Origin of the sequence: Aliiroseovarius sp. Z3 (genome assembly GCF_029105185.1) — a bacterium.
Classification (GTDB): Bacteria; Pseudomonadota; Alphaproteobacteria; order Rhodobacterales; family Rhodobacteraceae; genus Aliiroseovarius.
Genome location: NZ_JAFMZK010000005.1, coordinates 62,046 through 85,217 on the forward strand (window position 1 = coordinate 62,046; position 23,172 = coordinate 85,217).

Genomic DNA, 23,172 nt, shown 5'->3' on the forward strand with positions numbered 1-23,172 from the left:
TTGGACCGAACCAAGATAAAAGGAGAGATCGCGAATGTCCCACACCCCTCATGAACTGAATGAAGAGTTCCCGGATATGATCGAGAAGATGGCCGAGTTGAAGCAGTCTGACGCTCATTTCGCGAAGCTGGCCGATGAGTATCACGAGTTGAATCGTGCCGTGCATCGCGCCGAAACCAACGTGGAGCCGACGGACCAGTTCAACGAAGAGGAAATGCGCAAAAAACGTGCAGTTCTGAAAGATGAGATTTATCGGATGCTGACGGCGGCATAGCGCGCCTGAAACGAAAGCCACCCTGCATGAACCGGGGTGGCTTTCATTATTGAAGCGTCGCAATCCACTCTTTCATTTTCTTCAAAGACTGCTTCGACCAAATTGTTGTATGCCCGGCTTTCGCCTGGGTCACGAAACGTTTGTTCGGGCTGGGTGATAGCTTATAAAGCTTTCGCCCCATCGATATCGGGACTGTTTTATCGCTCCCGCCATGCATGATGAATGTCGGTATCTTCACCCGCCTGATCGTTCGCTTTGACGGCCACAGGTCATTGCGCGAGGCAAACAGGGGAAGCATTGCAGGCCGCTTGGCAGCAACCAGATCAACCAGCGAAGTATACGGCGCCTGAAGGATCAATCCGATGGGCGGGCGCTGCCGCCCGACCTTGCTGTCAGCGATTTGAAGTGCAACGCCTGTGCCCAGACTTTCACCAAAAATAATCACCGGACCATCTCCGACGTATTTGGGTAAATCCCGATACAGCGAATTGGCAAGGTTCTGGATGACCTTGCGGCTGGGCAATCCCTTGCTGCCGCTCATCCCGGGATAGGCAAGCGCGACCAATCCATAGCCATTGCCAATCAGCCAAGGGAATTTTTTCCGGCGCGTCGCAAGGTTGCCACCGGAACCGGGCAGATAATAGATCGTGGGTTTCCCGGCTTTGGGCGGTATGACCCAGATGACGGCGCCCTTGTAACGTTTCGCCTTCAGTTTTGGATGCGCAACCTTCGGGTTAGCCTTCTGAGGATTGAACTGATAAAAAACCTTCCGTTCCAAGGCAGATTGAACGCTGCTTGTTTGGGCGGACGCAGGTGCTGAGGCGGCAAAGATTGCCACCACCATCAACAGGGCCGAAAACAGAAAATTCTTCATCGTTTGATCTCGTATGGGAGTGTGCCGCGTGAATATGGATCGACTTGCAGCTTGCGTTCAAGGGGCGGCACGGATCGCTGGTGGCAGAACTGGCGTTCGCAGATGCGGCAGGACACGCCTATTGGTTCAAATGCGGCGTCATTCGTCACGTTCAGATCGTCTGCGTAAACCAAGGCCCCGGCGTGTTTCACCTCGCAGCCCAAACCGATCGCATAGCGTCGCACAGGGGCGTCAAAACTGCCCCCAGATTTCGAGACGTTCCGCGATAGGCAGAGATATCTGACACCGTCCGGCGTCTGCGCAAGTTGACGCAGGAAACGTCCCGGTGTTTCAAAGGCTTGATGCACGTTCCACAACGGACAGGCCCCGCCGAACCGCGCAAACTGAAGACGTGTCGCAGAGTGTCGTTTCGTAATGGTGCCGGCTTGATCAACGCGGACAAAAAAGAAGGGGATACCCTTCGCGCCGGGTCTTTGTAAGGTGGACAGTCTATGGGCCACCTGTTCGATGGATGCGCCAAAGCGATCTGCCAACCGTTCAAGGTCGTGACGTGTCTCACGTGCTGCGGCAAGAAACTGCTCATAGGGCAGTCTGGCAGCCCCTGCGAAGTAGTTGGCAAGTCCAAGTTTGGCGATGGCACGGGCTTCTTCGGTCTGGAAACGGGCAAAATCCAGTGTCGCCTCTAACAACGCGTCTTGGGTCAACAACGCGATCTGCATGAGCAACTGGAATTCCTGCGTGGGACGGGGCGGGCGCGTGGATAGGCGCAGAATCCGGTTTTCGGGATCATAGCTGCGCATCGCATCCTGATCGACTCGTTCCAGCTGGATCCCCCGGTCTTTCAAAACGGTTTCGGCCATTTCCGTAGGGGCCAATCCGCGGGCCTTTCCCGTGGCGGCGAAATGCTCAGCGGCGCGATCCACAGCATCGATGTAGTTGTCGCAATAGTGAAAGAAGTCGCGCACTTCGTCCCATGGGCTTGCCTTTGAGCCAAGATCAACCGTGCCAAGGTTTTCGTCCAGAGATGCCAGCCTTTCATGGCCCCTCCGATAGGCGCGGTGAAGTTCAAGCAAAGCATGCGCAAGCGCGGGTGCGTTTGAGGCCGCGAGCCTGAGGTCAGCCAAGGGTGGCACATCTGAAAACACCGGGTCTGCGAATGCCTCGCGCATGTCGCTGACCAGACGTTCGGCGTCGCCCGTCGATAACTCGGCAACATCGAAACCAAACTCCTGTGCCAGCGCCAATACGACCCCGGTCGAGACAGGTCGGTTGTTGTTTTCCATCTGGTTCAGATAGGGCAGGCTGACGCCCAGTTTCTCGGCGAAGTTTTTCTGGGTCAATCCGAGCCGGGATCGAATTTCACGAAGCTTTACACCAGCATAGAGTTTCTGGGTGGCCATGCGCAGGGTGTTCCTTTTGGGGGTTTGCAAAATTTGCTAGTACTCCCTTATACCATTTGCAAAAGCGCTGCGTCAAAGATTCAACCGTTTTTCGCGCTGCATCACCAGTAAGATTGCAACGACCGCCATCGCCGAAGAGGCGAGCATCAAAAGCAGAAGCGGCAGCGCGGTTGATCCGGGCACCAACAGCCACCCGGCAAGGGCTGACAGGGCAGCACCTCCGCCGATGTTTAATGCTCCGCCAAGACCCGAGGCGCTGCCAGCAAGCTCGGGCCGCACACTCATCATGCCTGACGTCGCGTTTGGAAGGGTCATGCCATTGCCAACACCGACCCAGGTCATAAAGCCGAAGAAAACGTATTCGGATCCAAAGCCAAGTAGGAAAAGTGAAAGCGAAAGGAATAGGCCAGCAGCCGTGATAATGGCGCCCCAAAACACCATATTGGTCAAACCAATCCGCATTGAGTATCGCCCCGAGATGTAGTTTCCCACAAGATACCCGGCGGCGGGCGCGCCAAAGAACAACCCTAGGCGCGCGGGGCTCATGCCGTAGATTTCGCTTCCGACAAACGGCGCGCCGCCGAGATAGGCGAAGAACGCCCCGGAGGTCAGCGCGGCAGATGCACAAAATCCCCAGAACCGCGGCGATGTCAGCAAGGATGGATAGGCGCGGAACTGGGCGCTGAATCCGCCAGGTTGCGGCGTGATCGTTTCACCCAGATCACGCCAGGTCAGAAGGATTGCCGCCACACCCGCGCCAGCTTGCAACCAGAAGTTGGCTTTCCAGCCGAAGGCCTGATCCAGAACGCCGCCGATTGAAGGGCCAATCATTGGGATGATCGACATGCCCATGGTTACATATCCGATCATTGATGCCGCTTGGTCGCCGGGCACCATGTCACGGATCGCGGCGCGTGAAAGGACGACGCCAACAACGACGGATGCCTGAAGCATTCGAAACCCAAGGAAAACTTCAACGCTGGGTGCATAGATGCAGCCAAGAGTGGCGACGATATAGATGGCAAACCCGGCCATGATCACAGGGCGCCGCCCGAATCTGTCTGATAGCGGCCCGACCACCACCTGCATCAACGCGTTGATGCACAGATACAAGGCGACAGATAACTGTACGATGCGATAGTCGGTATCGAAATACCGCGCCATGCCGGGCAGGGACGGCAGAAAGACATTCATCGACAGGGTTGCTGCAGCGGCCACGAAAGTGAGCGTGAAGACATGCGGCGGTGTGGATGAATCCAAAAAACGGGATGCGGATCTTAATGGCATGTGTCATGGCTAGGCTTGGGTCGCTGGACTGTCCATCCCGAGAAGGCAGAATTTGCAGTTATTCAATTTGCAATATTCACATTGCAATAAATTTGCAAATTCGCCCAATTTTCCTTTCGGGATGAACGGTTAAGCGTTACTTTGCCCGGAAATCAAGGAGTGCTGCCAGATGAAAGATATCCTTCAGGAGCTTGAAGATCGCCGCAAGACCGCCCGCCTTGGGGGCGGACAGCGACGGATCGACAGTCAACACAAAAAAGGCAAACTGACCGCACGTGAGCGGGTCGAGCTTCTGTTGGACGAAGGCTCGTTTGAAGAGTTTGACATGTTCAAGGCCCATCGGTGCACGGAATTTGGCATGGAGGCCGACAAACCTGCGGGCGACGGTGTCATCACCGGTTGGGGAACGATCAACGGACGTCTGGTTTATGTGTTCAGTCAGGACTTCACCGTTTTTGGCGGTTCGCTGTCGGAAACCCATGCGGAAAAGATCTGCAAGATCATGGACATGGCAATGCAGAACGGCGCGCCGGTGATCGGCATCAACGATTCTGGTGGCGCGCGCATTCAGGAAGGCGTGGCGTCCCTTGCGGGGTATGCCGAGGTATTCCAGCGTAACATCATGGCATCGGGTGTTGTGCCACAGATCTCGGTGATCATGGGGCCATGCGCGGGTGGTGCGGTCTATTCACCGGCAATGACCGACTTCATCTTCATGGTGAAAGACAGCTCTTATATGTTCGTGACTGGTCCTGATGTTGTGAAAACCGTGACCAACGAAGTGGTGACCGCCGAAGAGCTTGGCGGGGCGTCGACCCACACCAAGAAGTCGTCGGTCGCAGACGGTGCATTTGAAAATGATGTCGAGGCCTTGACCGAAATTCGTCGCCTTGTCGATTTTCTGCCGCTGAACAATCGCGACAAGGCCCCTACGCGCCCGTTCTTTGATGATCCGGCGCGGGTAGATGAAAGCCTTGATACATTGGTGCCGGACAACGCCAATGCGCCCTACGACATGAAAGAGCTGATCGCGAAACTGGCCGATGAAGGCGATTTCTATGAAATTCAGGAAGAGTACGCCAAAAACATCATCACCGGGTTCGTGCGGCTGGAAGGTCAAACGGTTGGCGTCGTCGCCAACCAGCCAATGGTGCTGGCCGGCTGTCTGGATATTGACAGTTCGCGCAAGGCTGCACGTTTCGTGCGCTTCTGCGATGCATTCGAAATTCCGATCCTGACCTTGGTTGATGTGCCGGGCTTCCTGCCGGGAACCAGCCAAGAATATGGCGGTGTCATCAAGCATGGCGCGAAACTTCTGTTTGCCTATGGTGAAGCGACGGTGCCGAAGGTTACCCTGATCACCCGTAAAGCCTATGGCGGGGCGTATGACGTTATGGCGTCCAAGCACCTGCGTGGCGACTTCAACTATGCGTGGCCCACCGCAGAGATTGCGGTGATGGGAGCCAAGGGCGCAACAGAAATCCTGTATCGGTCCGAACTGGGCGACCCCGAGAAAATCGCTCAGCGCACGCAGGATTACGAAGAACGGTTCGCCAATCCCTTCGTTGCCGCCGAACGTGGCTTTATCGACGAAGTGATCCAGCCGCGCTCCTCTCGGATGCGGATCTGCCGGGCCTTTGCATCCTTGCGCAACAAGAAGCTGCAGAACCCCTGGAAAAAGCACGACAATATCCCGCTGTAGAAATGACAGGCGTGGGGGGATATAACGGCCTGCCGGGCCTGGTTGGGGTGATGGCATGTGCCGCCGCCTTAACCCTTTCCGCGCCCGCAGCCGCAGGCTCCACAGAAGCGCTTTTTGAAGAGGGCATGCGGATCAATGTGCCGTCCGGGCAAGAGGTGACTTTTTTGGATGTGATTGAAGGCGAAGACAGTGCTGTTGGCACGGCGATCCGCGTTCGGTTCCTTGCCCCCCGCATTTCACGCGAAAACGGGGACTTAGAATTTGTGCAGGCAGAGGGCGATATGGCCACGTTGTGTCAGGACTATGTATTGCCGCAAATGTTGACGACGGGCGTCGCGATGCCTGCTCAGATCATCATCGTTTTATCCGATCGCGTCGTCGAGCACGGCATGACCGATCCGGATGCGACACAGTTCTTCGAAGCCTACCGGCCCGAGGATGGAATGTGCGTTTGGGAGGGGTTCTGATGGCATTGCCATATATGACCAAACACAAAGGGTTTCCGGGGCGGCTTCCCGGGTCGGACTTTCAGTTCACCATTCGCCGACCCAATAAAAGCGGCGCAACGCCGCTTGTCGCGCGCGAGCGTTTTGCTGACCGCCGTCCCGCCGATCGCCGCGCCGATGCCGGCTTCATGGAGGCGTTGTGGAATTATTTTGGCGATCAGCCGTTTGAGCGTGGAAATCTGGATGCCGGGCGCCTGTCGTGGCTGTTCGGGCGCGAAGTCGTTGCCGCAGAGGATCCATTCGATCCGGAAAGCTACGAAGCCCTTCTGATGATCGACGTGAATCGCGCAACTGCCGCATTTCCGGACGTTTTTGAGGATTGATCGGCATGAACCCGCCCGCCCTTTCATCGAACCGGCAGATTCCAGCCCAAAAGGTGGGCTTGGTTGCAACGCATTCTTGCAACACGGGAAAGGCGTGCCAATCTGTATCTCAAGCGGAAAGCACATCCCCGTTTTCCGCTATGGTTTGTCGAAACCATTACCCTTCCCCTTCTTCAGCCCGGTTCTTTGCGAAAGCAACTGAACCGGGCCTCTTTTTTGCCGATTGCGCGGGCTATGCCGTGCATGAAACAAAATTGTGCTTTGGGATTCCTGCAAATCAAGGCAAACTGGTGGTAATAAAAAATACAACCAGAGGCAGTCAACGATGCAGATCAGCAAACTATTCGTGGGGGTCACAGCCCTTATCGTGCTGGCAGGATGTCAGTGGAACGATCTTCAACGCGCCGGTGTCGGCGCGGCGACAGGGGCGGTGGTCGCCAAGGCGACCAGCGGCAACCTTCTTACAGGTGCGGTCATCGGGGCGGGCGCGGGTGCGCTGTGCGACGATGTCGGTGTGCGCTTCTGTAACTGACACATCCGCCGTTTCGTACGGCACTTCACGCTTTTTTCAGCCCGCCGGGATCAAACCCTGTGGGCTTTTCTATGCCACTTCGCGCGACGGGTTGACCCGCCGCGCCAATACATGAACGGAAGGGACAGGACATGTTCAAGAAGATCCTGATTGCAAACCGGGGCGAAATCGCCTGCCGCGTGATCAAGACCGCCCGAAAGATGGGTATCCAGACGGTTGCCATCTATTCGGACGCTGACAAGAACGCGCTTCATGTGAAAATGGCCGATGAGGCGGTGCATATCGGTCCGCCGCCTGCCAACCAGTCCTATATCGTCATCGACAAAGTCATGAAGGCGATCAAGGACACCGGGGCGGAAGCCGTCCATCCGGGATACGGGTTCCTGTCTGAGAACTCGAAATTTGCCGAGGCATTGGCCACTGCGGGCGTCGCCTTTATCGGGCCGCCTGTTGGGGCGATCGAAGCCATGGGCGACAAGATCACTTCGAAGAAGATCGCACAAGATGCCGAGGTATCGACCGTCCCCGGTTACATGGGGCTGATCGAGGATGCCGACGAAGCGGTGAAAATCTCGAACGAGATCGGCTATCCAGTGATGATCAAGGCGTCGGCTGGCGGTGGCGGCAAGGGGATGCGGATCGCGTGGAGCGACGACGAAGCGCGAGAGGGCTTTCAATCGTCAAAGAACGAAGCCGCAAGCTCGTTCGGCGATGATCGTATCTTCATCGAAAAGTTTGTCACCCAGCCGCGCCATATCGAGATTCAGGTGCTCTGCGACAGCCATGGCAATGGTGTGTATCTGGGCGAGCGGGAGTGCTCGATCCAGCGCCGCAATCAGAAAGTTGTGGAAGAAGCGCCAAGTCCGTTCCTTGACGAGAAAACCCGCAAGGCGATGGGCGAACAGGCGGTCGCACTGGCACAGGCGGTGGATTACGCCAGTGCCGGCACGGTTGAATTCATCGTCGATGGGGACAAGAACTTCTATTTCCTTGAGATGAACACCCGCCTTCAGGTGGAACATCCCGTAACCGAATTGATCACCGGCGTAGACCTTGTGGAACAGATGATCCGCGTCGCGGCAGGTGAAAAGCTGTCGATCAGCCAGAAGGATGTGACCCTGACTGGTTGGGCGATCGAGAACCGGCTTTACGCCGAAGATCCCTATAGGAACTTTCTGCCGTCGATCGGTCGTCTGACACGTTATCGCCCGCCCGAGGAAACCGCGGCCGGTCCCTTGCTTGCCAACGGTAAGTGGCAGGGGGATGCACCGGAAGGTGACATCGCGGTGCGTAATGATACCGGCGTCTACGAAGGTGGCGAGATTTCGATGTATTACGACCCGATGATCGCCAAACTGTGCACCTGGGCGCCCACGCGCGATGACGCGATCGAGGCGATGCGCGTTGCACTGGACAGTTTTGAGGTCGAAGGTATTGGGCACAACCTGCCGTTTTTGTCCGCAGTGATGGATCATCCGATCTTTATCAAAGGCGAGATGACGACCGCATTCATCGAAGAACAATACCCGGACGGGTTTGAAGGGGTCGAGCTGAAGCAGGACGTGCTGAAGCGGATCGCCGCCTCGGCCGCCGCGATGCATCGTGTCGCCGAAATCCGCCGCGCCCGTATTTCGGGGCGGATGGACAATCACGAACGCAAAGTCGGCAAGCATTGGGTCGTGACGCTGCAAGGCGAAGAATTCGCGGTGAAGATCAAGGCTGACAAGAAAGGCTCGACCGTCAAGTTCGAAGATGGCTCGAAGCTGCGTGTCAAGTCAGACTGGACGCCGGGCGATAGCTTGGCTGTTCTTGAAGTGGGTGGCACGCCGCTGGTGCTTAAGGTCGACAAGATCACATCAGGGTTCCGTCTGCGGTCGCGTGGCGCGGATTTGAAAGTTCAGGTGCGCACGCCGCGTCAGGCTGAATTGGCCCGTCTGATGCCCGAGAAGCTGCCGCCGGATACTTCGAAAATGTTGCTCTGCCCGATGCCGGGTCTGATGGTGAAAGTCGATGTGGAAGCCGGTCAAGAGGTGCAGGAAGGTCAGGCCCTGTGCACCATCGAGGCGATGAAGATGGAAAACATCCTGCGCGCTGAGAAAAAGGGCATCGTGACCAAGATCAATGCAAGTTCGGGTGACAGCCTGGCCGTTGACGAAGTGATTATGGAGTTCGAATGATGATCAGCCGGGCATCAGCCCGAGAACGTTCGGCCATGTCGCCCTTGGTGGTGGCACTGACACCTGTGTTGGGGCTGTATCTCTGTATCCAGGTCATCGCATTCAGCAAAATCGGTGCGTTCGAGTTTCCTTTGGACGATATCTATATCCACCTTGCGATGGCCGAACAGATCGCATCGGGCGGCTATGGCGTGAACGCGGGGGAATACACCTCGGCAGCGTCGTCTCCGCTTTATCCGTTCCTGTTGGTGCCTTTTGGAGGGCAACCGGCACAGATCTGGGTGGCCGTGCTCTGGAACTTGCTTGCTTTGGTCGGATCGGTCGTGCTGTGGGTCAGGATTGTCGGTGACGCGGTGGAAGACAGGCGGTGGGCCGCCGTTCTGGCCGCTCTGGGACCGCTGGCCTTTAATCTTGCAGGGGCGGCCATGGTGGCGATGGAACACACATTGCATGTGTTTGCTTCGCTTGCGGTTCTGCGCGGCTTGCAAACGCAGATGCGCGAGGGACGGATCAGTTGGCTTCTGGTCTTCGGTATGTTGATCGGTCCGTTGATCCGCTTCGAAGGTCTTGCCGTTAGCGGTGCAGCGGCATCGGCTCTTGCCCTTGTCGGAAGATGGAAAATCGGTGCTGGATTGTTCGCCATCAGCGTCGCTCTGGTTGCCGCCTTTATGGGGTTTTTGATGTCTCTGGGGTTGGAGCCACTGCCAAATTCAGTCATGGCAAAAATCTCCGGCCCAACGGGAAGCCCGGACTTCGCACTAGCCAACCTTTTTGGCAAGCTTCAGGTGCAGCTACAAAGATCTGTTCCGGCTATGGCTATGCTGGTCACCCTTGTCATTGCATTGGTGTCTCTGGTGCGCAGCGACAAGGCTGACTCCATGGGACGCGCAATTCTTGTCGCCGCCCTTTTTGCCGGGTCGGGGCAGTTGTTTCTGGGGCAATTTGGCTGGTTTGAACGCTACGAGCTTTACGCCATGAGCTTCGTCTTCGGCCTGATGATGCTGTATGCGTTCCGGCCCGAGGTCGAACGTACGGTGCGCGTGCTGGTTGTGGTCGGGCTGGGTTTCCTGACGATCTACTATGGCCATTGGATGTTGCGATACGGCGTTTGGGCACCCGGCGGGATCTATGCGCAGCAGCAGAACGCCAGTCGTTTCGTGAAGGATGTCTACCAGAAACCCATTGCAGTGAATGACCTTGGATACGTCGCATGGGGCAACCCCAACTACGTGCTCGATTTGTGGGGGCTGGCATCATATCGGGCGTTGAAGATCAGAATGGACGAGCCGTATGAGGGATGGGCCGGTGATCTGACGGATGAGGCAGGGATCGACCTTGCAATTGTCTATGACAGTTGGTTCGAGGACGGGCTGGGTAAAGACTGGGTCAAGGTCGGCACGCTGCGTTTCACCAATGCAATCGCTTTCCTCGGAGGGCGCGACGTTTCGTACTATGCGACAAATGCCGAAGCCGCGCCGGAGCTGCGGCAGATGATTGCGGATTTTGCGCCGACTGTAACTGGCCCGGCTGAGATGTGGGTAGAAGAGGGAACGGTGAAATGATCGTTCAACCCTCTCTGCCACAGGTTTGTTTCTGTTGAAAACGATTAAGACGCGACGCCAGATCTGGCGTGAAAAGACGAAAAGGATGACGTGATGAGCGACACAGCCAAGTGGAAAGAGCTGGCCGAGAAGGAACTTCGCGGTCGCGCGTTGGATGACCTGACGTGGAACACGCTGGAAGGCATCGACGTCAAGCCGCTTTATACGGCAGAAGACACGGCGAACCTTGATCACATGGGTACGCTGCCCGGCTTTGGTCCCTTCACCCGTGGTGTGAAGGCCACCATGTATGCGGGCCGCCCGTGGACGATCCGTCAATATGCGGGTTTCTCGACCGCGGAAGAATCGAACGCCTTCTATCGCCGTAACCTTGCTGCCGGTCAGCAGGGTGTCTCGGTCGCCTTCGACTTGGCAACCCACCGGGGCTATGACTCGGACCACCCGCGCGTTGTGGGCGATGTGGGTAAAGCTGGCGTGGCAATTGACAGTGTCGAAGACATGAAAATCCTGTTCGACGGCATTCCGCTGGACAAGGTTTCGGTCTCGATGACCATGAACGGCGCGGTGATCCCGATCCTTGCGAACTTCATCGTTGCTGGGGAAGAGCAGGGCCATGACAAGTCGCTGCTGGCCGGCACCATTCAGAACGACATTCTGAAAGAGTTCATGGTGCGCAACACCTATATTTATCCCCCTGAGCCGTCGATGAAGATCATCTCGGACATTATCGAGTATACCTCGAACGAGATGCCGAAGTTCAACTCGATCTCGATTTCGGGCTACCATATGCAGGAAGCGGGCGCGAACCTCGTGCAGGAACTGGCCTATACGCTGGCTGATGGACGCGAATATGTGCGTGCCGCCATCGAGGCAGGCATGGACGTGGACAAGTTTGCAGGCCGCCTGAGCTTCTTCTTCGCCATCGGCATGAACTTCTTCATGGAAGCCGCGAAACTGCGCGCCGCGCGGACGCTGTGGCATCGCGTAATGACCGAGTTCGGCGCGAAGTCAGAACGCTCGAAAATGCTGCGCACCCACTGCCAGACCTCGGGCGTGTCGCTGCAGGAGCAGGATCCGTATAACAATGTGATCCGTACCGCATACGAAGCGATGTCGGCAGCCCTTGGCGGCACCCAGTCGCTGCACACCAACGCGCTGGACGAAGCGATTGCGCTGCCCACCGATTTCTCGGCCCGTATCGCGCGCAACACCCAGATCATCCTGCAGGAAGAAACCGGCGTGACCAACGTCGTCGATCCGCTGGCGGGCTCTTACTATGTGGAAAGCCTGACCGACGAGCTGATCAACAAAGCGTGGGAGCTGATGGAAGAGGTCGAAAGCATGGGCGGCATGACCAAGGCTGTGGCCTCGGGCATGCCGAAGCTGCGGATCGAGGAATCGGCCGCCAAGCGTCAGGCCATGATCGACAAAGGTGACGAAGTCATCGTTGGCGTGAACAAGTACAAGCTGGCCGAAGAAGACCAGATCGACATTCTGGACGTGGACAACATGGCGGTGCGTGACAGCCAGATTGCTCGTCTTGAAAACATCCGCGCAACCCGTGACGCAGCTGCGTGCGAGGCCGCTTTGGCCGAGCTGACCCGCCGCGCCAAGGAAGGGGGCAACCTTCTGGAAGCCGCCGTTGACGCCGCCCGCGCCCGCGCATCTGTAGGAGAGATCTCGATGGCTATGGAAAAAGAGTTTGGCCGCCACCGTGCCGAAGTGAAAACGCTGGCTGGCGTCTATGGCGCGGCTTACGAGGGCGACGAAGGCTTTGCCGCCATTCAGAAATCGGTCGAAGACTTCGCCGAGACCGAAGGCCGCCGCCCGCGTATGCTGGTGGTGAAGATGGGGCAGGACGGTCACGACCGTGGTGCCAAGGTCATCGCGACCGCCTTTGCTGACATCGGCTTTGACGTTGACGTTGGCCCGCTGTTCCAGACCCCGGACGAAGCGGCGCAGGACGCCATTGATAACGATGTGCACATCGTGGGCATCAGCTCGCAGGCTGCAGGTCACAAGACGCTGGCCCCGCAGCTGGTGAACGCCCTGAAAGAGCAGGGCGCCGAGGACATCATCGTGATCTGTGGCGGTGTTATCCCGCAGCAGGACTATGATTTCCTATATGAAAGCGGTGTCAAGGCGATCTTTGGGCCGGGAACGAATATACCCGAAGCTGCGCAAGACATCCTGAAACTGGTGCGTGCTGCGCGCGACTAACCGATAAGACACTTGCAGCTGGCGGCATTTCCCGCCAGCGTCATCCCAGACCAGAAGGAGAGAAACTTGGCTCTGGGAGAAATAGATCATCTTGTAGTGTCCTCCGCAACGCTGTCAGAAGGTGTTGCGTGTCTAGAGGACCTGCTTGGGGTGCCCATGGCGGGGGGAGGAGACCATCCGCTCATGGGCACCCACAACGCCCTGTTGTCGTTGGGACCATCCATTTACCTGGAGGTCATTGCCGTGAACCCCGACGCGCCCACACCACCGCGTGCGCGGTGGTTTGATCTGGACTATTTCACCGGCCCCACACGTCTGACCAATTGGGCACTTCGGGTGCCAGATTTACCGGACGCGCTGCACCGTGCGCCGGATGGGATGGGGGATGCCCTTGCGCTGGAAAGGGGCGACTATTCATGGGACATGGCAATCCCGCAAGATGGGCGGCTGCCGTTTTCAGGCTGCGCTCCGGGGTTGTTAAGCTGGAAGGGGCAGCAACCGGCCCCTAACCTGCCAGATCACGGGCTGCGCCTTGCCGCGCTGGAAATCACTCACCCCGAGGCCGAGGCGCTTTCCGTTGCACTTATCCCACTTGTCGCAGATGGCCGTATTTCTGTTCATGCAGGGGAACCGAGCTTGAATGCATGGTTGGACACCGCCAACGGGTTGGTTGAACTGCCATGATACGCACTGCGACCCTAACGGATGTTCCCGCCATTCTTCACCTGTGGAACCTCGCGATCCGCGAAACGCTGATCACGTTCAACAGCGTCGAGAAAACACCAGACGATGTGGCGGATGCCCTGCGTGTTTACGATGCTTTTTTGGTTGCCGAGCAAGACGGGCAAATACTTGGCTTTGCCGCATTGTTCCCCTTCCGCGCGGGCGCGGGGTACGCCCATACCAAGGAACATTCCATCATGGTGTCACCTGCTGCACGAGAGCAGGGTCTGGGCCGTGCATTGATGGAGACGCTGGAGACCCTTGCGCGTGACCAAGGTGTGCATTCCATGATTGCCGGTGTTTCGGCCTCAAACCCGGATGGAGAACCGTTTCACACGGCCATCGGCTTTGAAACCGTTGGCCGTGTAAGCGAGGCAGGGTTCAAGTTTGACCAGTGGCACGATCTTGTTCTGATGCAGAAGAAGCTCTAGGCCGGTTCGGCCGAAGCTTTTTCCGCCGCGCGGGCCGGGTTACCTGCCATCACCAAGACCGCTGCCCCGATCATTGCGGACAGTGCCGATGCAACAAGCACACCAAGACGAACATTGTTCATCAGGGTTTGGTCGGCGAAGCTGAGGCTGCCAATAAACAGGGACATGGTGAAACCGATACCTGCCAGCGCAGACACCCCATAAATATGTATCCAACCCACCCCGTGCGGCAGACGTGCCAGCCCGGATTTGACGGTCAGATATGTCAGCCCCAGGACGCCAATCTGTTTTCCAACCACAAGCCCAGCGACGATCCCAAGCGGGATCGGGGCAAACAGCGCCTCCAGTGACATACCCTTCAAAGATACGCCTGCATTGGCGAAGGCGAAGATCGGCACGATCATGAATAGAACGTATGGTGCCAGTGCGTGTTCCAGGCTGTGCAGGGGCGATTTCCCCCAGCGATCTTTGATCGGGATAAAGAAGGCCGTCGCGACGCCCGCCAGCGTGGCGTGAACACCCGACTTCAAAACCAAAACCCACAGGACAACGCCCAGCATGAGGATCGGCGCGATCCGGTGGACCTGACGCATATTCAACCACCACATCAGAACAAGAGGCACCAGCGCATAGACGAGGTACTCGACCTTCAACTCGGCGGTGTAGAACAATGCGATGACGATGATCGCGCCCAAGTCGTCCAAAATTGCGAGTGTCAAAAGGAACACTTTCAGTGCAGCGGGCGCGCGTGTCCCGATCAAAGCAAGTATGCCCAACGCAAAGGCAATATCCGTTGCCGCTGGAATGGCCCAGCCGCCAAGCGTTTCGGGGTTTGACCAGTTGATGGCCGCATAGATGATAGCGGGCACTGCCATACCGCCCACAGCTGCCATACCGGGCAAAATCACATCACGCGGATTGCGGAGTTTGCCTTCCAGAATTTCGTGTTTCAGCTCAAGACCGATCAGCAGGAAAAAGACCGCCATCAGACCGTCGTTGATCCAAAGGATCAGTGGCTTGGACAGACCTTGATCATTAATCAGGATCGAGAATTTCGCTCCGAGGATATCATTGACCTGCCCTGCGATTGGAGAATTGGCCGCGATCATGGCCGCAATTGCGGACAGCATCAGCAGCACGCCCCCCGATGCATCATGGCGAAAGAAGCGGTCAAACATCCTTAGAAGCATTCACGTATCCCTACTGTTTTGGTCACATTTGGTGACAGATGGTACCTTGGCGTCTGAAGTTCAAGACAGCATAAGCGGAAAAACAGCTGGCGGCACAGTGCCTTGGCTTGGAAATCTTCCCGATCTGGGCGCGCTTTCTGCTCGTTTTCAGGTGCAGGACTGTGTAACAAGAGCGCATGTCCATCTGGTCTCGCATAACTGACGCTTTGTCTGCACTTGCCAAGGGTGAAAGCCTGTCTGACGTGTTTGCCAATTTGCGCACGCCCCCCGAACGTTCGGCAGGGTTTGCGATTGCGGTGATCGCGCTGGGCGCAAAGATGGCCAAAGCCGACGGGCTGGTGACGCGCGATGAGGTGTCAGCATTCCGCGAAGTCTTCGACATCCCGCAAAGTGAAGAAAAGAATGCGGCGCGGCTGTTCAATCTTGCGCGCACCGATGTCGCGGGGTTTGAGCTTTATGCACAAAAGGTGGCCGCGATGTTCGGGCCGGACGATCCCGCACTTTGCGATCTGATGGAAGGGCTGTTTTACATCGCGATCGCGGACGGGGAATATCACCCGGCCGAGAACGATTTTCTTCAGCATGTGTCCGAGATCTTCGGCATTTCGCCGGACAAGTTCAACGCGCTGCGTTCGCGACTTGTGCCCGATGCCCATCCCGATCCCTACGACGTTCTGGGCGTTACTCGGGACATGCCTTTGGACGAGATTCGGAAGGTTTGGCGCGCCGAGGTGCGCGACAGTCACCCCGATAGAATGTTCGCCCGTGGTGTTCCGGAAGAGGCTGTCAAGCTGGCCGAAAAGCGTTTGATTGCCGTCAATCGGGCCTGGGAAGAGATCAGCAAGGGGCAGGATTGATGCGGATCGCGACCTATAATGTCGAATGGTTCAATTCGCTGTTTGACGATGAAGGTCGCCCGCTGATCGACGAACAGTGGTCGGGACGGCGCGATGTCACCCGACGCGCGCAGTTGAAAGCGGTGGGCGTCGTGTTCAAGCTTCTCGACGCGGATGCCGTGATGGTGATTGAAGCCCCCGATCAAAACAGGCGGCGTAACACAAAGTTTGCCCTTGAAGGCTTTGCTGAATTGTTCGGTTTGCGTGCGCGCACGGCGCTGATTGGGTTTGCCAACGACACACAACAAGAAATCGCGCTGCTTTACGACCCCGATGTGTTTTCAGCCCGCCATGATCCACAGGGGGACGTCGGCGGCTTGATTGCGCCTCGATTTGACTCGACCTTCCAGCTTGATCTGGACACCGACGCATCGCCGGAACCGATTGTGTTTTCAAAGCCACCGCTCGAGGTGGAGCTGACCCTTCGTGAAAGCGGAAAATCAATGCGATTGATCGGGGTGCATGTCAAATCCAAGGCCCCGCATGGCGCGCAGGGGCCTAGGGACGTCATACGGCTTGCAATCGAAAACCGGCGCAAACAAATGGCGCAATGCATCTGGATCCGTCAACGGGTCGATGAACATCTACAGGCGGCCGATCCACTGATCGTATTGGGCGATTTCAACGATGGTCCCGGGCTGGATGAATATGAAAAACTTTTCGGCCGATCCGGTGTTGAGATCGTCATGGGCGAGGAAGAGGCGATCCGCATGTTCGACCCCCATGCGCGCATGATCCTGACTCACAAATCCGGGGCACGCCCAGCGACCTCTCGTTTCTATATCGCGAAGGAACGGCGGTATCTTCAGGCGCTTCTGGATTACATTATGGTGTCGCCTGATCTGGTGGCCAAATCTCCGCAATGGCGGATCTGGCACCCGTTTGATGACCCCGAATGCTATAGCGCGCCAGAGCTTCGCGAGGCGCTGTTGACGGCGTCCGATCATTTTCCGGTGTCGATTGACTTTGCCCCATAGGCTTCACATCGCCTGAATCGCCCCTACATGTAGGGAATGAAACAGATTGCAAGATCAACAGCGCTGGCAATGGTCGCCGTCGCCAGTTTGACCGCCCCGGCCTTGGCCGAGAACACGGATGTCGCACCAAATGACAACCCTGAACTGTCCGAGGGTGCAGAGCTTTTAAACCGAGGGTTTCAACTGTTGTTGGAGGGGTTGGCCAAAGAAGTAGAGCCTATGGCCGACAAATGGGCGGAAGGTTGGGCTGAATTGGTCGAGCGGTTTGGCGATCTGAATGCCTATTACCCGCCAGAGACCTTACCCAACGGGGATATCATTATCAGACGCCGCAACCCACTGGATGACCAAAACACGCCGCCGGGAGAAACCGAGCTTTAGGCAAAGAGCTTCGCAGGGCCGCATCAACGTCGAAACTTAACGATGCCTTCAGCCTGAAGCGCGTCCGATAGCGCCGAGAAACGGGCTTCGGCAACCTCGCCGAACAAATCCTTCCCGCTTTTGTCCAAGGTTAGAATAAGTTGCCGTTTTTTCGGGAACCACTTTAACGAGGCAAGTTTTGTCGGGTCTTTCATGGTCAGCATTGCGCCGAAACGCATCGCCTTTCCCAACACCTCGGCGCGGTTGATGCTCTTCTCGGACAAAATCTCGAACAACGGCTCGAACCGCGATCCTTCACGCGCATTCTTATATCGGTGCAATAGGGCCAGCCCCAGAAACACACGTTCCTGATGGGTTAACCCGCCGAGGTTCGCACGGGTCGCGTTGTCAAAACAGACCTCGTGCCGGTAGTCTGGATGGGCCCGCCAGCTGACGTCGTGCAGCAGACAGGCGGCCTTGATCAGTCGTAATTCGCTGGTCTTGGCGGATTTGAACAAGGGTTGCAGAAACGCGAACAGGCGCTTGCCAAAACCCGGAATGCGCGCGTCTTTCTGTTCAGCGGCGTAGCAAGCTTCGATCAGGGGGTCACGCCGGCGCAGCCGCTCGGGCATCTGCTGATATAACAACCCTTCGCGGATACCGAAAGAACTGACGGCAATCTCTTTCGGTCGAAACTCGCGAATAAGGCGCTTGAGCACCAGCGCGGCGATGGGCACCAGTGCCATTCGGGCAGCAGATGTACCCGTGCGCTGTCGCACCTCATCCAGATCGACTTCCTCGATCCATTTAAGGGTTGTGGCCAGCGATCTCGGTGTCATGCGATATTCGTGCAGAACCGTCAGCGGATAGCCGCGCCGCTCCATATCCAACCTTGCGATGGCCCGCCAGGACCCGCCAACCAGAAACAGGCGTTTGTGGTCGGTTCCCATCTCTTCGGCGAGCTGCTGCACCACACGCGCGATCTCGGCCTTCAGGCCTTTCTTGCCACCGGGGACGCTGGAGAGCTTCAATGGCCCCAATGGTGAGGTGACACGTTTGCCGACTTGCCCGTCTGAAATACTGGCCAACTCAAGCGATGAGCCGCCGATATCGCACATCAATCCATTGGCATCCGGCCAGCCCAGCAACACACCCTGTGCGGAAAACCGGGCCTCTTCCTCTCCGTCGATGACATAGATGTTCAATCCGGTTTCTCGCAGCACTTCGGCGCAGAAATCCGGCCCATCGCTGGCATCACGCACCGCTGCCGTGGCAACGGCAGATAAAGGCGGCATCTTCATCCCATCAGCCAGCTGTTGAAAGCGCTTGATCGCCGCTAGCGCACGTTCACGCCCTTCGGGGTGCAAACGACCGGTATCAGCTAGTCCCGTGCCCAAACCGCACAAGATTTTTTCGTTGAAGAAATAGGCCGGGCTGCGTGCGGCCCCGTCAAAAACGACAAGACGGACCGAGTTCGAACCGATATCCAGCACGCCAACCCGGCGCAGGGCGCGCACAGACGGATCATCAAACAACGGACGTCCAAATGGCCCCCAATCGTCACTGGTTTCGCCGCGTCCGTCCATCGAATGTCCCCTGTTTGGTGGTGATACGTTAGCCGGGTGCCCGCCCGCGATCAATCTTCCGAATGGGTCAGTTCCGGCACGTCAGCCGCCCCGGCCGAACCTCGTCCCGAGAGCGACGGGTTTTCCATGAAGAAACGGTGGCAGTTGAACGGGCGTTCGATGGCGCTCAGATCTGCGCGATGGAAAACGCCATCGGATTGCATGACCCAGCTTTGGGCGACATCGGCCAGATTGGCTGCCATGATCTGGCTGACGATTTGGGCTTTGACGGTGGCGTTTTTGATTTCGACCAGTGTTTCGACACGGCGGTTCAGGTTGCGTCCCATCCAGTCGGCAGACGACATGTAAACCCGTGCTTTTTTCGACGGAAGCCCATAGCCGTTGCCGAAACATACGATGCGTGAATGCTCAAGGAACCGGCCGACGATCGACTTCACCCGAATGTTTTCCGACAACCCTTTGATCCCCGGTCGCAATCCGCAAATGCCCCGCACAACAAGGCTGATCTTTACGCCCGCTTGTGATGCGGCATAAAGCGCGTCAATCACGTCGGGTTCGACCAGCGAGTTCATTTTGGCCCAGATTTCGGCGGGTTGGCCTTGCTTGGCATAGCCCGCTTCGGCTTCGATACGTTTGATCAATGTCGATTTCAGGTCGAGCGGCGAGATGGCGAGGTTTTCCAGCGATTGCGGTTCGGCATATCCTGACAGGTAGTTGAACACGCGGGTGGCATCGCGGCCCAGTGCCTCATCGCAGGTAAACAGGCTTAGGTCGGTATAGATGCGCGCAGTGATCGGGTGATAGTTACCTGTGCCGTAATGCGTATAGGTCACCAGCTTATCCCCTTCGCGCCGCACGACGGTCGAGATTTTCGCATGGGTCTTGTAGTTGATGAACCCATAGACGACATGCGCGCCCGCGCGCTCCAGCCGACGTGATTGGCGAATATTTGCAGCTTCGTCGAAACGTGCTTTCAATTCGACCAGCGCGGTGACGGATTTCCCGTCCTCGGCAGCTTCGCATAAGGCAGACACAATCGGGCTGTCATGCGAGGTGCGATAGAGCGTCTGTTTGATGGCGACGACATTCGGATCACGCGCCGCCTGATGCAGGAAGCGGACCACCATGTCGAAAGTCTCATAAGGATGGTGCAGCAGCATGTCCTTTTGCCGGATGGCAGCGAACATGTCGCCGTCGTGGTCCTGCACCCGTTCTGGCACCCGTGGCGAGAAGCTGGGCCATAGCAGGTCGGGCAGGTCTTTCAGGACAAGCTGGCCAAGGTCGGCCATGCCGATCATGCCGTCGACCTCGACGATTTCGTCATCTGTGACTTTCAGCTCGCGCATGATCATCGACAGCAGCCCGGATGGCGCGTCCTTGGTGATTTTCATGCGCACGACTTCGCCCCGGCGACGGCGTTTCAGCGCGGTTTCGAACTCACGCACCAAATCCTCGGCCTCGTCTTCGACCTCAAGATCGCTGTCACGGAGGATGCGGAAGGCACAGTTGCCTTTCTCGACATAGCCGGGGAACAGCAGCCCCAGATGTTCAAGCAAAAGGTCCTCCAGCGGCAGGAAGCGGTACTGACCGTCGTCGGCGGGTAGGGGCACGAACCGGTCGATTTGCTGCGGAATAGGCAGCAGCGCCTTCAGTTTCTGCTTGTCGGATTTGCGTTCAAGTTGAAGCGCCAATGTGTATCCGGTGTTCGGAATGAACGGGAAGGGGTGTGCGGGATCAATCGCCAGCGGTGACAGGACCGGAAACACCTGATTAAGAAATATCTCATCCAGATAGCCACGATCGGCAGGGGTAAGGTTGTCACGACGGCAGATGATGATGCCTTCGTCCTGCATTTCGCTGGCCAGTTGTTCGAACACGTTCTGCTGGCGCGACATCAACGCACGGGCGTTGGTGTCGATCAGCTTCAGCTGTTCCGTTGGGCTAAGACCATCGGCGGCAGGCGTTGTCACCCCTTCGCGAACTAGCTCGCGCAGACCCGCCACGCGGACGGTGTAAAACTCGTCCAGATTGGCCGCCGAGATTGAAAGGAATCGCAACCGCTCCAACAAAGGCACGCGGGCATTCTCGGCTTCCTCCAAAACACGCCAGTTGAAGCCAAGCCAGCTAAGCTCCCGATTGAAGAACCGACGCGGTCCTTCGAAGTCATCTGACGGCAGTTCCTGCGCGGTGGGGAAGGGCGAGGCAAGGAAATCCGCAAGCGGAATCTGTGGTGTGTTGGTCTTGTTCATGATCATACTCTAACACGCATAGATGTGACGGGAAGATGACGTTATGTCTCTGATCCCGTTTCACGATGCAGAAAACGGGCGGCGAGATTGCGGGTCAGGGGGCGACCCTCGGATAAGGCGGCCTGATCAAGCTGTTCGACCAACGCCGCTGCTGCCGCCAATGAACGGTCCATGCGCGCCAGAAGATAGTCGATCAGATTGGCTGGAACAGCGATTTGACGGTCGTCAAACAATTTGACCAGCACGGCAGACAACAACATGTCGTCGGGCGCGTCGAGCGTGGCAAGTGTTGTGCCCTCCAGTCTGCTTTTGAGGTCGGGCAGTCCGATCCCCCAACGGGATGGTGCGGCGATCCCGGTAATCAGCAGCGACCCGCCTTCGGCGAGCACCAAATTGTGCAGGTGGAAAAGAGCTGTTTCTGCGGTCGCGTCCCCTGCGATCCGATCGGCATCTTCAACCGCGACCGACTGACCTGCCAGTGCTGGTATGTCTGTGTCTATCAGATCGGTTGCATTGATAATCTGGGCATCCGCCGTGCCAGCCCAAACATGGGTCAGGTGTGTTTTTCCGGTGCCCTCGGCGCCAACCAGGACCAGTTTGCGGTTCGGCCAATCCTGCCACGCCTCGACCACGGACATTGCGGTAGCGTTGGAGGGCGTGACAAGAAAATCATCCAGCCCCTGCGCCGCACGAGCGGGCAGGTCAAATGTCAGCTGCCTGGCCATTACTCAGCGTCGCTTTCGTCAAGCACCTCATGCGTGGATAGCCCTTTGTACAAACGCCCTTCTTGGTATTTCCCGACGAAGAACCGGGCGACGACGCCTAAAGACGCGGCCACAGGAACGGCCACGAGCATACCCACAAAGCCAAACAAAGAACCGAACACAGACAGGGCCAGCAAAAGCCAGACCGGATGCAGCCCGACCGAGCTGCCGACCAGTTTTGGGGTCAGGATATTGCCCTCGAAAAACTGACCGAAAACAAAGACCGCCGCAACGGCCCCAAGGTGCCACCAATCCCCCCAAAACTGGAACAGCCCAAGTCCGATGGCCAAGGTGCCGCCGACGATGGCGCCGACATAGGGAATAAACGTGATCAGCCCTGCGATGAAGCCCACGACCAACCCGAATTGCAATCCAACTGCCATCAAAGCAACGGCATAATATGTTCCAAGGACCAGACATACAGTGCCTTGACCGCGAATGAAGCTGGCCAGCGTGCGGTTGATATCGGCCGCGATCTGGCGGATCGCCGGGCGGTGATCAAGCGGCAACAAGCTGTCGATCTTGGCGACCATCCGGTCCCAATCCAGCAACATGTAAAATGCGACAACCGGCGTCACGATCAACAATATGACAATGTTAATCACACCCATGGCCGAGCTTACAACGGTGCCCACCAGCTCTCCGCCCCGTTCCTTGATGGCTTGGCCGAGACTGCCCAAGGATTGGCGCAGGGTCGAATCCTCGTCCATCAGCGACGGAATGTTCTCGGTCAGAAAACCTTCGAGTCGCTTTAGCAATGTGGGCGCCATGTCTGCCAGCGCAATGGATTGTGAGACCAGCGTTGGCACCACCATCAGAAATGCGATGACGAAGCAAAAGACGGCAAAGATCGAGATGATTGCGGTGGCCGCGACCCGAGACAGGCCGGTCGCTTCCAATCGATCTGCAACCGGGTCAAGAAAATAGGCGATGGCACCCCCCAACACGAAAGGCATGATCACATCGCCCAGATACCAAAGGGCGAATGCCAATATCGCGACGGTGATTGACCAGAATTTTACCTGAGTTTGAACGGGTAACGCCATCTCGGCTCCTTAAAGATGCTGTTCCCTATGTCGCCCAGCTTGGATGGCAATTCAAGTGCGGGACGTGACAGGGCGCAACCGGCAGGCGGGAAA

General features: G+C 57.2%; 21 protein-coding genes. 13 read left to right on the plus strand and 8 right to left on the minus strand.

Going from position 1 to position 23,172, the window contains the following annotated elements:
• Window positions 1-34 precede the first annotated feature (34 nt).
• Window positions 35-274, plus strand: coding sequence for a DUF465 domain-containing protein (locus tag J3R80_RS10415; protein WP_275393712.1), 240 nt, complete (start codon window positions 35-37; stop codon window positions 272-274).
• Window positions 275-320: 46 nt separating this feature from the next.
• Here J3R80_RS10415 and J3R80_RS10420 read toward each other — a convergent pair whose 3' ends face one another.
• From J3R80_RS10420 to J3R80_RS10430, 3 genes are all read right to left on the minus strand, one after another.
• Window positions 321-1,112 carry an alpha/beta hydrolase gene (locus J3R80_RS10420; protein ID WP_275393713.1) on the minus strand — a complete coding sequence of 264 codons (792 nt, stop codon included), beginning with the start codon at window positions 1,110-1,112 and terminating at the stop codon, window positions 321-323.
• Window positions 1,113-1,144: 32 nt separating this feature from the next.
• Entirely contained in the window at window positions 1,145-2,548 is a 1,404-nt protein-coding gene (locus J3R80_RS10425; protein WP_275393714.1) for a helix-turn-helix transcriptional regulator, read from the minus strand.
• Between the two features lie 72 nt (window positions 2,549-2,620).
• A complete protein-coding gene (locus tag J3R80_RS10430; protein ID WP_275393715.1) occupies window positions 2,621-3,835 on the minus strand; it encodes a multidrug effflux MFS transporter in 1,215 nt (404 codons plus the stop codon).
• Between the two features lie 169 nt (window positions 3,836-4,004).
• On the opposite strand from J3R80_RS10430, the gene J3R80_RS10435 reads away from it, so the two are divergent.
• The 9 genes from J3R80_RS10435 to J3R80_RS10475 all read left to right on the plus strand — a co-directional run bounded on the left by J3R80_RS10435 (window position 4,005) and on the right by J3R80_RS10475 (window position 14,011).
• Window positions 4,005-5,537: an acyl-CoA carboxylase subunit beta gene (locus J3R80_RS10435; protein WP_275393716.1), complete on the plus strand. Its 1,533-nt coding sequence runs from the start codon at window positions 4,005-4,007 to the stop codon at window positions 5,535-5,537.
• 125 nt (window positions 5,538-5,662) lie between these two features.
• Window positions 5,663-6,004, plus strand: a complete 342-nt coding sequence (locus J3R80_RS10440) for a DUF6497 family protein (RefSeq protein WP_343075822.1) — start codon at window positions 5,663-5,665, stop codon at window positions 6,002-6,004.
• Window positions 6,005-6,018: 14 nt separating this feature from the next.
• Complete coding sequence (locus tag J3R80_RS10445; protein WP_275393925.1) at window positions 6,019-6,366, plus strand: hypothetical protein; 348 nt, start codon at window positions 6,019-6,021, stop codon at window positions 6,364-6,366.
• Window positions 6,367-6,691: 325 nt separating this feature from the next.
• Complete coding sequence (locus J3R80_RS10450; RefSeq protein WP_275393717.1) at window positions 6,692-6,898, plus strand: hypothetical protein; 207 nt, start codon at window positions 6,692-6,694, stop codon at window positions 6,896-6,898.
• Window positions 6,899-7,029: 131 nt separating this feature from the next.
• Complete coding sequence (locus J3R80_RS10455) at window positions 7,030-9,075, plus strand: acetyl/propionyl/methylcrotonyl-CoA carboxylase subunit alpha (protein ID WP_275393718.1); 2,046 nt, start codon at window positions 7,030-7,032, stop codon at window positions 9,073-9,075.
• A complete protein-coding gene (locus J3R80_RS10460; RefSeq protein WP_275393719.1) occupies window positions 9,072-10,637 on the plus strand; it encodes a hypothetical protein in 1,566 nt (521 codons plus the stop codon). The genes J3R80_RS10455 and J3R80_RS10460 overlap by 4 nt, the downstream gene beginning before the upstream one ends.
• Before the next feature lie 93 nt (window positions 10,638-10,730).
• The gene (gene scpA / locus J3R80_RS10465) at window positions 10,731-12,857 is read left to right on the plus strand and encodes a methylmalonyl-CoA mutase (protein ID WP_275393720.1); all 2,127 of its coding nucleotides are present in this window, start codon (window positions 10,731-10,733) and stop codon (window positions 12,855-12,857) included.
• A gap of 66 nt (window positions 12,858-12,923) precedes the next feature.
• On the plus strand, window positions 12,924-13,541 hold the full coding sequence (locus J3R80_RS10470) for a VOC family protein (RefSeq protein WP_275393721.1): 618 nt from the start codon (window positions 12,924-12,926) through the stop codon (window positions 13,539-13,541).
• Window positions 13,538-14,011: a GNAT family N-acetyltransferase gene (locus J3R80_RS10475; RefSeq protein ID WP_275393722.1), complete on the plus strand. Its 474-nt coding sequence runs from the start codon at window positions 13,538-13,540 to the stop codon at window positions 14,009-14,011. The genes J3R80_RS10470 and J3R80_RS10475 overlap by 4 nt, the downstream gene beginning before the upstream one ends.
• Here J3R80_RS10475 and nhaA read toward each other — a convergent pair.
• On the minus strand, window positions 14,008-15,201 hold the full coding sequence (nhaA, locus tag J3R80_RS10480) for a Na+/H+ antiporter NhaA (RefSeq protein WP_275393723.1): 1,194 nt from the start codon (window positions 15,199-15,201) through the stop codon (window positions 14,008-14,010). The genes J3R80_RS10475 and nhaA overlap by 4 nt on opposite strands.
• A 176-nt stretch (window positions 15,202-15,377) precedes the next feature.
• Between nhaA and J3R80_RS10485 the strand changes: the two genes are divergently transcribed.
• The 3 genes from J3R80_RS10485 to J3R80_RS10495 are packed head-to-tail and all read left to right on the plus strand — an operon-like array spanning window position 15,378 to window position 17,455.
• Window positions 15,378-16,058, plus strand: coding sequence for a molecular chaperone DjiA (locus tag J3R80_RS10485; protein WP_275393724.1), 681 nt, complete (start codon window positions 15,378-15,380; stop codon window positions 16,056-16,058).
• Entirely contained in the window at window positions 16,058-17,074 is a 1,017-nt protein-coding gene (locus J3R80_RS10490) for an endonuclease/exonuclease/phosphatase family protein (RefSeq protein ID WP_275393725.1), read from the plus strand. The genes J3R80_RS10485 and J3R80_RS10490 overlap by 1 nt, the downstream gene beginning before the upstream one ends.
• A 36-nt stretch (window positions 17,075-17,110) precedes the next feature.
• Window positions 17,111-17,455 carry a hypothetical protein gene (locus tag J3R80_RS10495; protein ID WP_275393726.1) on the plus strand — a complete coding sequence of 115 codons (345 nt, stop codon included), beginning with the start codon at window positions 17,111-17,113 and terminating at the stop codon, window positions 17,453-17,455.
• Between the two features lie 23 nt (window positions 17,456-17,478).
• On the opposite strand, the gene J3R80_RS10500 is transcribed toward J3R80_RS10495, so the two are convergent.
• Genes J3R80_RS10500 through J3R80_RS10515 form a run of 4 tightly spaced genes read right to left on the minus strand, consistent with a single transcriptional unit; the run spans window position 17,479 to window position 23,079 of the window.
• Entirely contained in the window at window positions 17,479-19,020 is a 1,542-nt protein-coding gene (locus J3R80_RS10500; protein ID WP_275393727.1) for a Ppx/GppA family phosphatase, read from the minus strand.
• Between the two features lie 50 nt (window positions 19,021-19,070).
• Window positions 19,071-21,269 carry an RNA degradosome polyphosphate kinase gene (locus tag J3R80_RS10505; RefSeq protein WP_275393728.1) on the minus strand — a complete coding sequence of 733 codons (2,199 nt, stop codon included), beginning with the start codon at window positions 21,267-21,269 and terminating at the stop codon, window positions 19,071-19,073.
• Between the two features lie 41 nt (window positions 21,270-21,310).
• Window positions 21,311-21,994: a chromosomal replication initiator DnaA gene (locus tag J3R80_RS10510; RefSeq protein ID WP_275393729.1), complete on the minus strand. Its 684-nt coding sequence runs from the start codon at window positions 21,992-21,994 to the stop codon at window positions 21,311-21,313.
• The gene (locus J3R80_RS10515; protein ID WP_275393730.1) at window positions 21,994-23,079 is read right to left on the minus strand and encodes an AI-2E family transporter; all 1,086 of its coding nucleotides are present in this window, start codon (window positions 23,077-23,079) and stop codon (window positions 21,994-21,996) included. Before J3R80_RS10515 ends, J3R80_RS10510 begins: the two co-directional genes overlap by 1 nt.
• Window positions 23,080-23,172 lie beyond the last annotated feature (93 nt).

Coding starts and splice junctions, on each gene's coding strand:
- J3R80_RS10430 (WP_275393715.1), bottom strand. CDS start 3,835: ATGCCATTAAGATCCGCATCCCGTTTTTTGGATTCATCCACACCGCCG.
- nhaA (WP_275393723.1), bottom strand. CDS start 15,201: ATGCTTCTAAGGATGTTTGACCGCTTCTTTCGCCATGATGCATCGGGG.
- J3R80_RS10445 (WP_275393925.1), top strand. CDS start 6,019: ATGACCAAACACAAAGGGTTTCCGGGGCGGCTTCCCGGGTCGGACTTT.
- J3R80_RS10435 (WP_275393716.1), top strand. CDS start 4,005: ATGAAAGATATCCTTCAGGAGCTTGAAGATCGCCGCAAGACCGCCCGC.
- J3R80_RS10505 (WP_275393728.1), bottom strand. CDS start 21,269: ATGAACAAGACCAACACACCACAGATTCCGCTTGCGGATTTCCTTGCC.
- J3R80_RS10455 (WP_275393718.1), top strand. CDS start 7,030: ATGTTCAAGAAGATCCTGATTGCAAACCGGGGCGAAATCGCCTGCCGC.
- J3R80_RS10415 (WP_275393712.1), top strand. CDS start 35: ATGTCCCACACCCCTCATGAACTGAATGAAGAGTTCCCGGATATGATC.
- J3R80_RS10485 (WP_275393724.1), top strand. CDS start 15,378: ATGTCCATCTGGTCTCGCATAACTGACGCTTTGTCTGCACTTGCCAAG.
- J3R80_RS10495 (WP_275393726.1), top strand. CDS start 17,111: ATGAAACAGATTGCAAGATCAACAGCGCTGGCAATGGTCGCCGTCGCC.
- J3R80_RS10425 (WP_275393714.1), bottom strand. CDS start 2,548: ATGGCCACCCAGAAACTCTATGCTGGTGTAAAGCTTCGTGAAATTCGA.
- J3R80_RS10460 (WP_275393719.1), top strand. CDS start 9,072: ATGATGATCAGCCGGGCATCAGCCCGAGAACGTTCGGCCATGTCGCCC.
- J3R80_RS10450 (WP_275393717.1), top strand. CDS start 6,692: ATGCAGATCAGCAAACTATTCGTGGGGGTCACAGCCCTTATCGTGCTG.
- J3R80_RS10510 (WP_275393729.1), bottom strand. CDS start 21,994: ATGGCCAGGCAGCTGACATTTGACCTGCCCGCTCGTGCGGCGCAGGGG.
- J3R80_RS10490 (WP_275393725.1), top strand. CDS start 16,058: ATGCGGATCGCGACCTATAATGTCGAATGGTTCAATTCGCTGTTTGAC.
- J3R80_RS10440 (WP_343075822.1), top strand. CDS start 5,663: ATGCGGATCAATGTGCCGTCCGGGCAAGAGGTGACTTTTTTGGATGTG.
- J3R80_RS10515 (WP_275393730.1), bottom strand. CDS start 23,079: ATGGCGTTACCCGTTCAAACTCAGGTAAAATTCTGGTCAATCACCGTC.
- J3R80_RS10475 (WP_275393722.1), top strand. CDS start 13,538: ATGATACGCACTGCGACCCTAACGGATGTTCCCGCCATTCTTCACCTG.
- scpA (WP_275393720.1), top strand. CDS start 10,731: ATGAGCGACACAGCCAAGTGGAAAGAGCTGGCCGAGAAGGAACTTCGC.
- J3R80_RS10500 (WP_275393727.1), bottom strand. CDS start 19,020: ATGGACGGACGCGGCGAAACCAGTGACGATTGGGGGCCATTTGGACGT.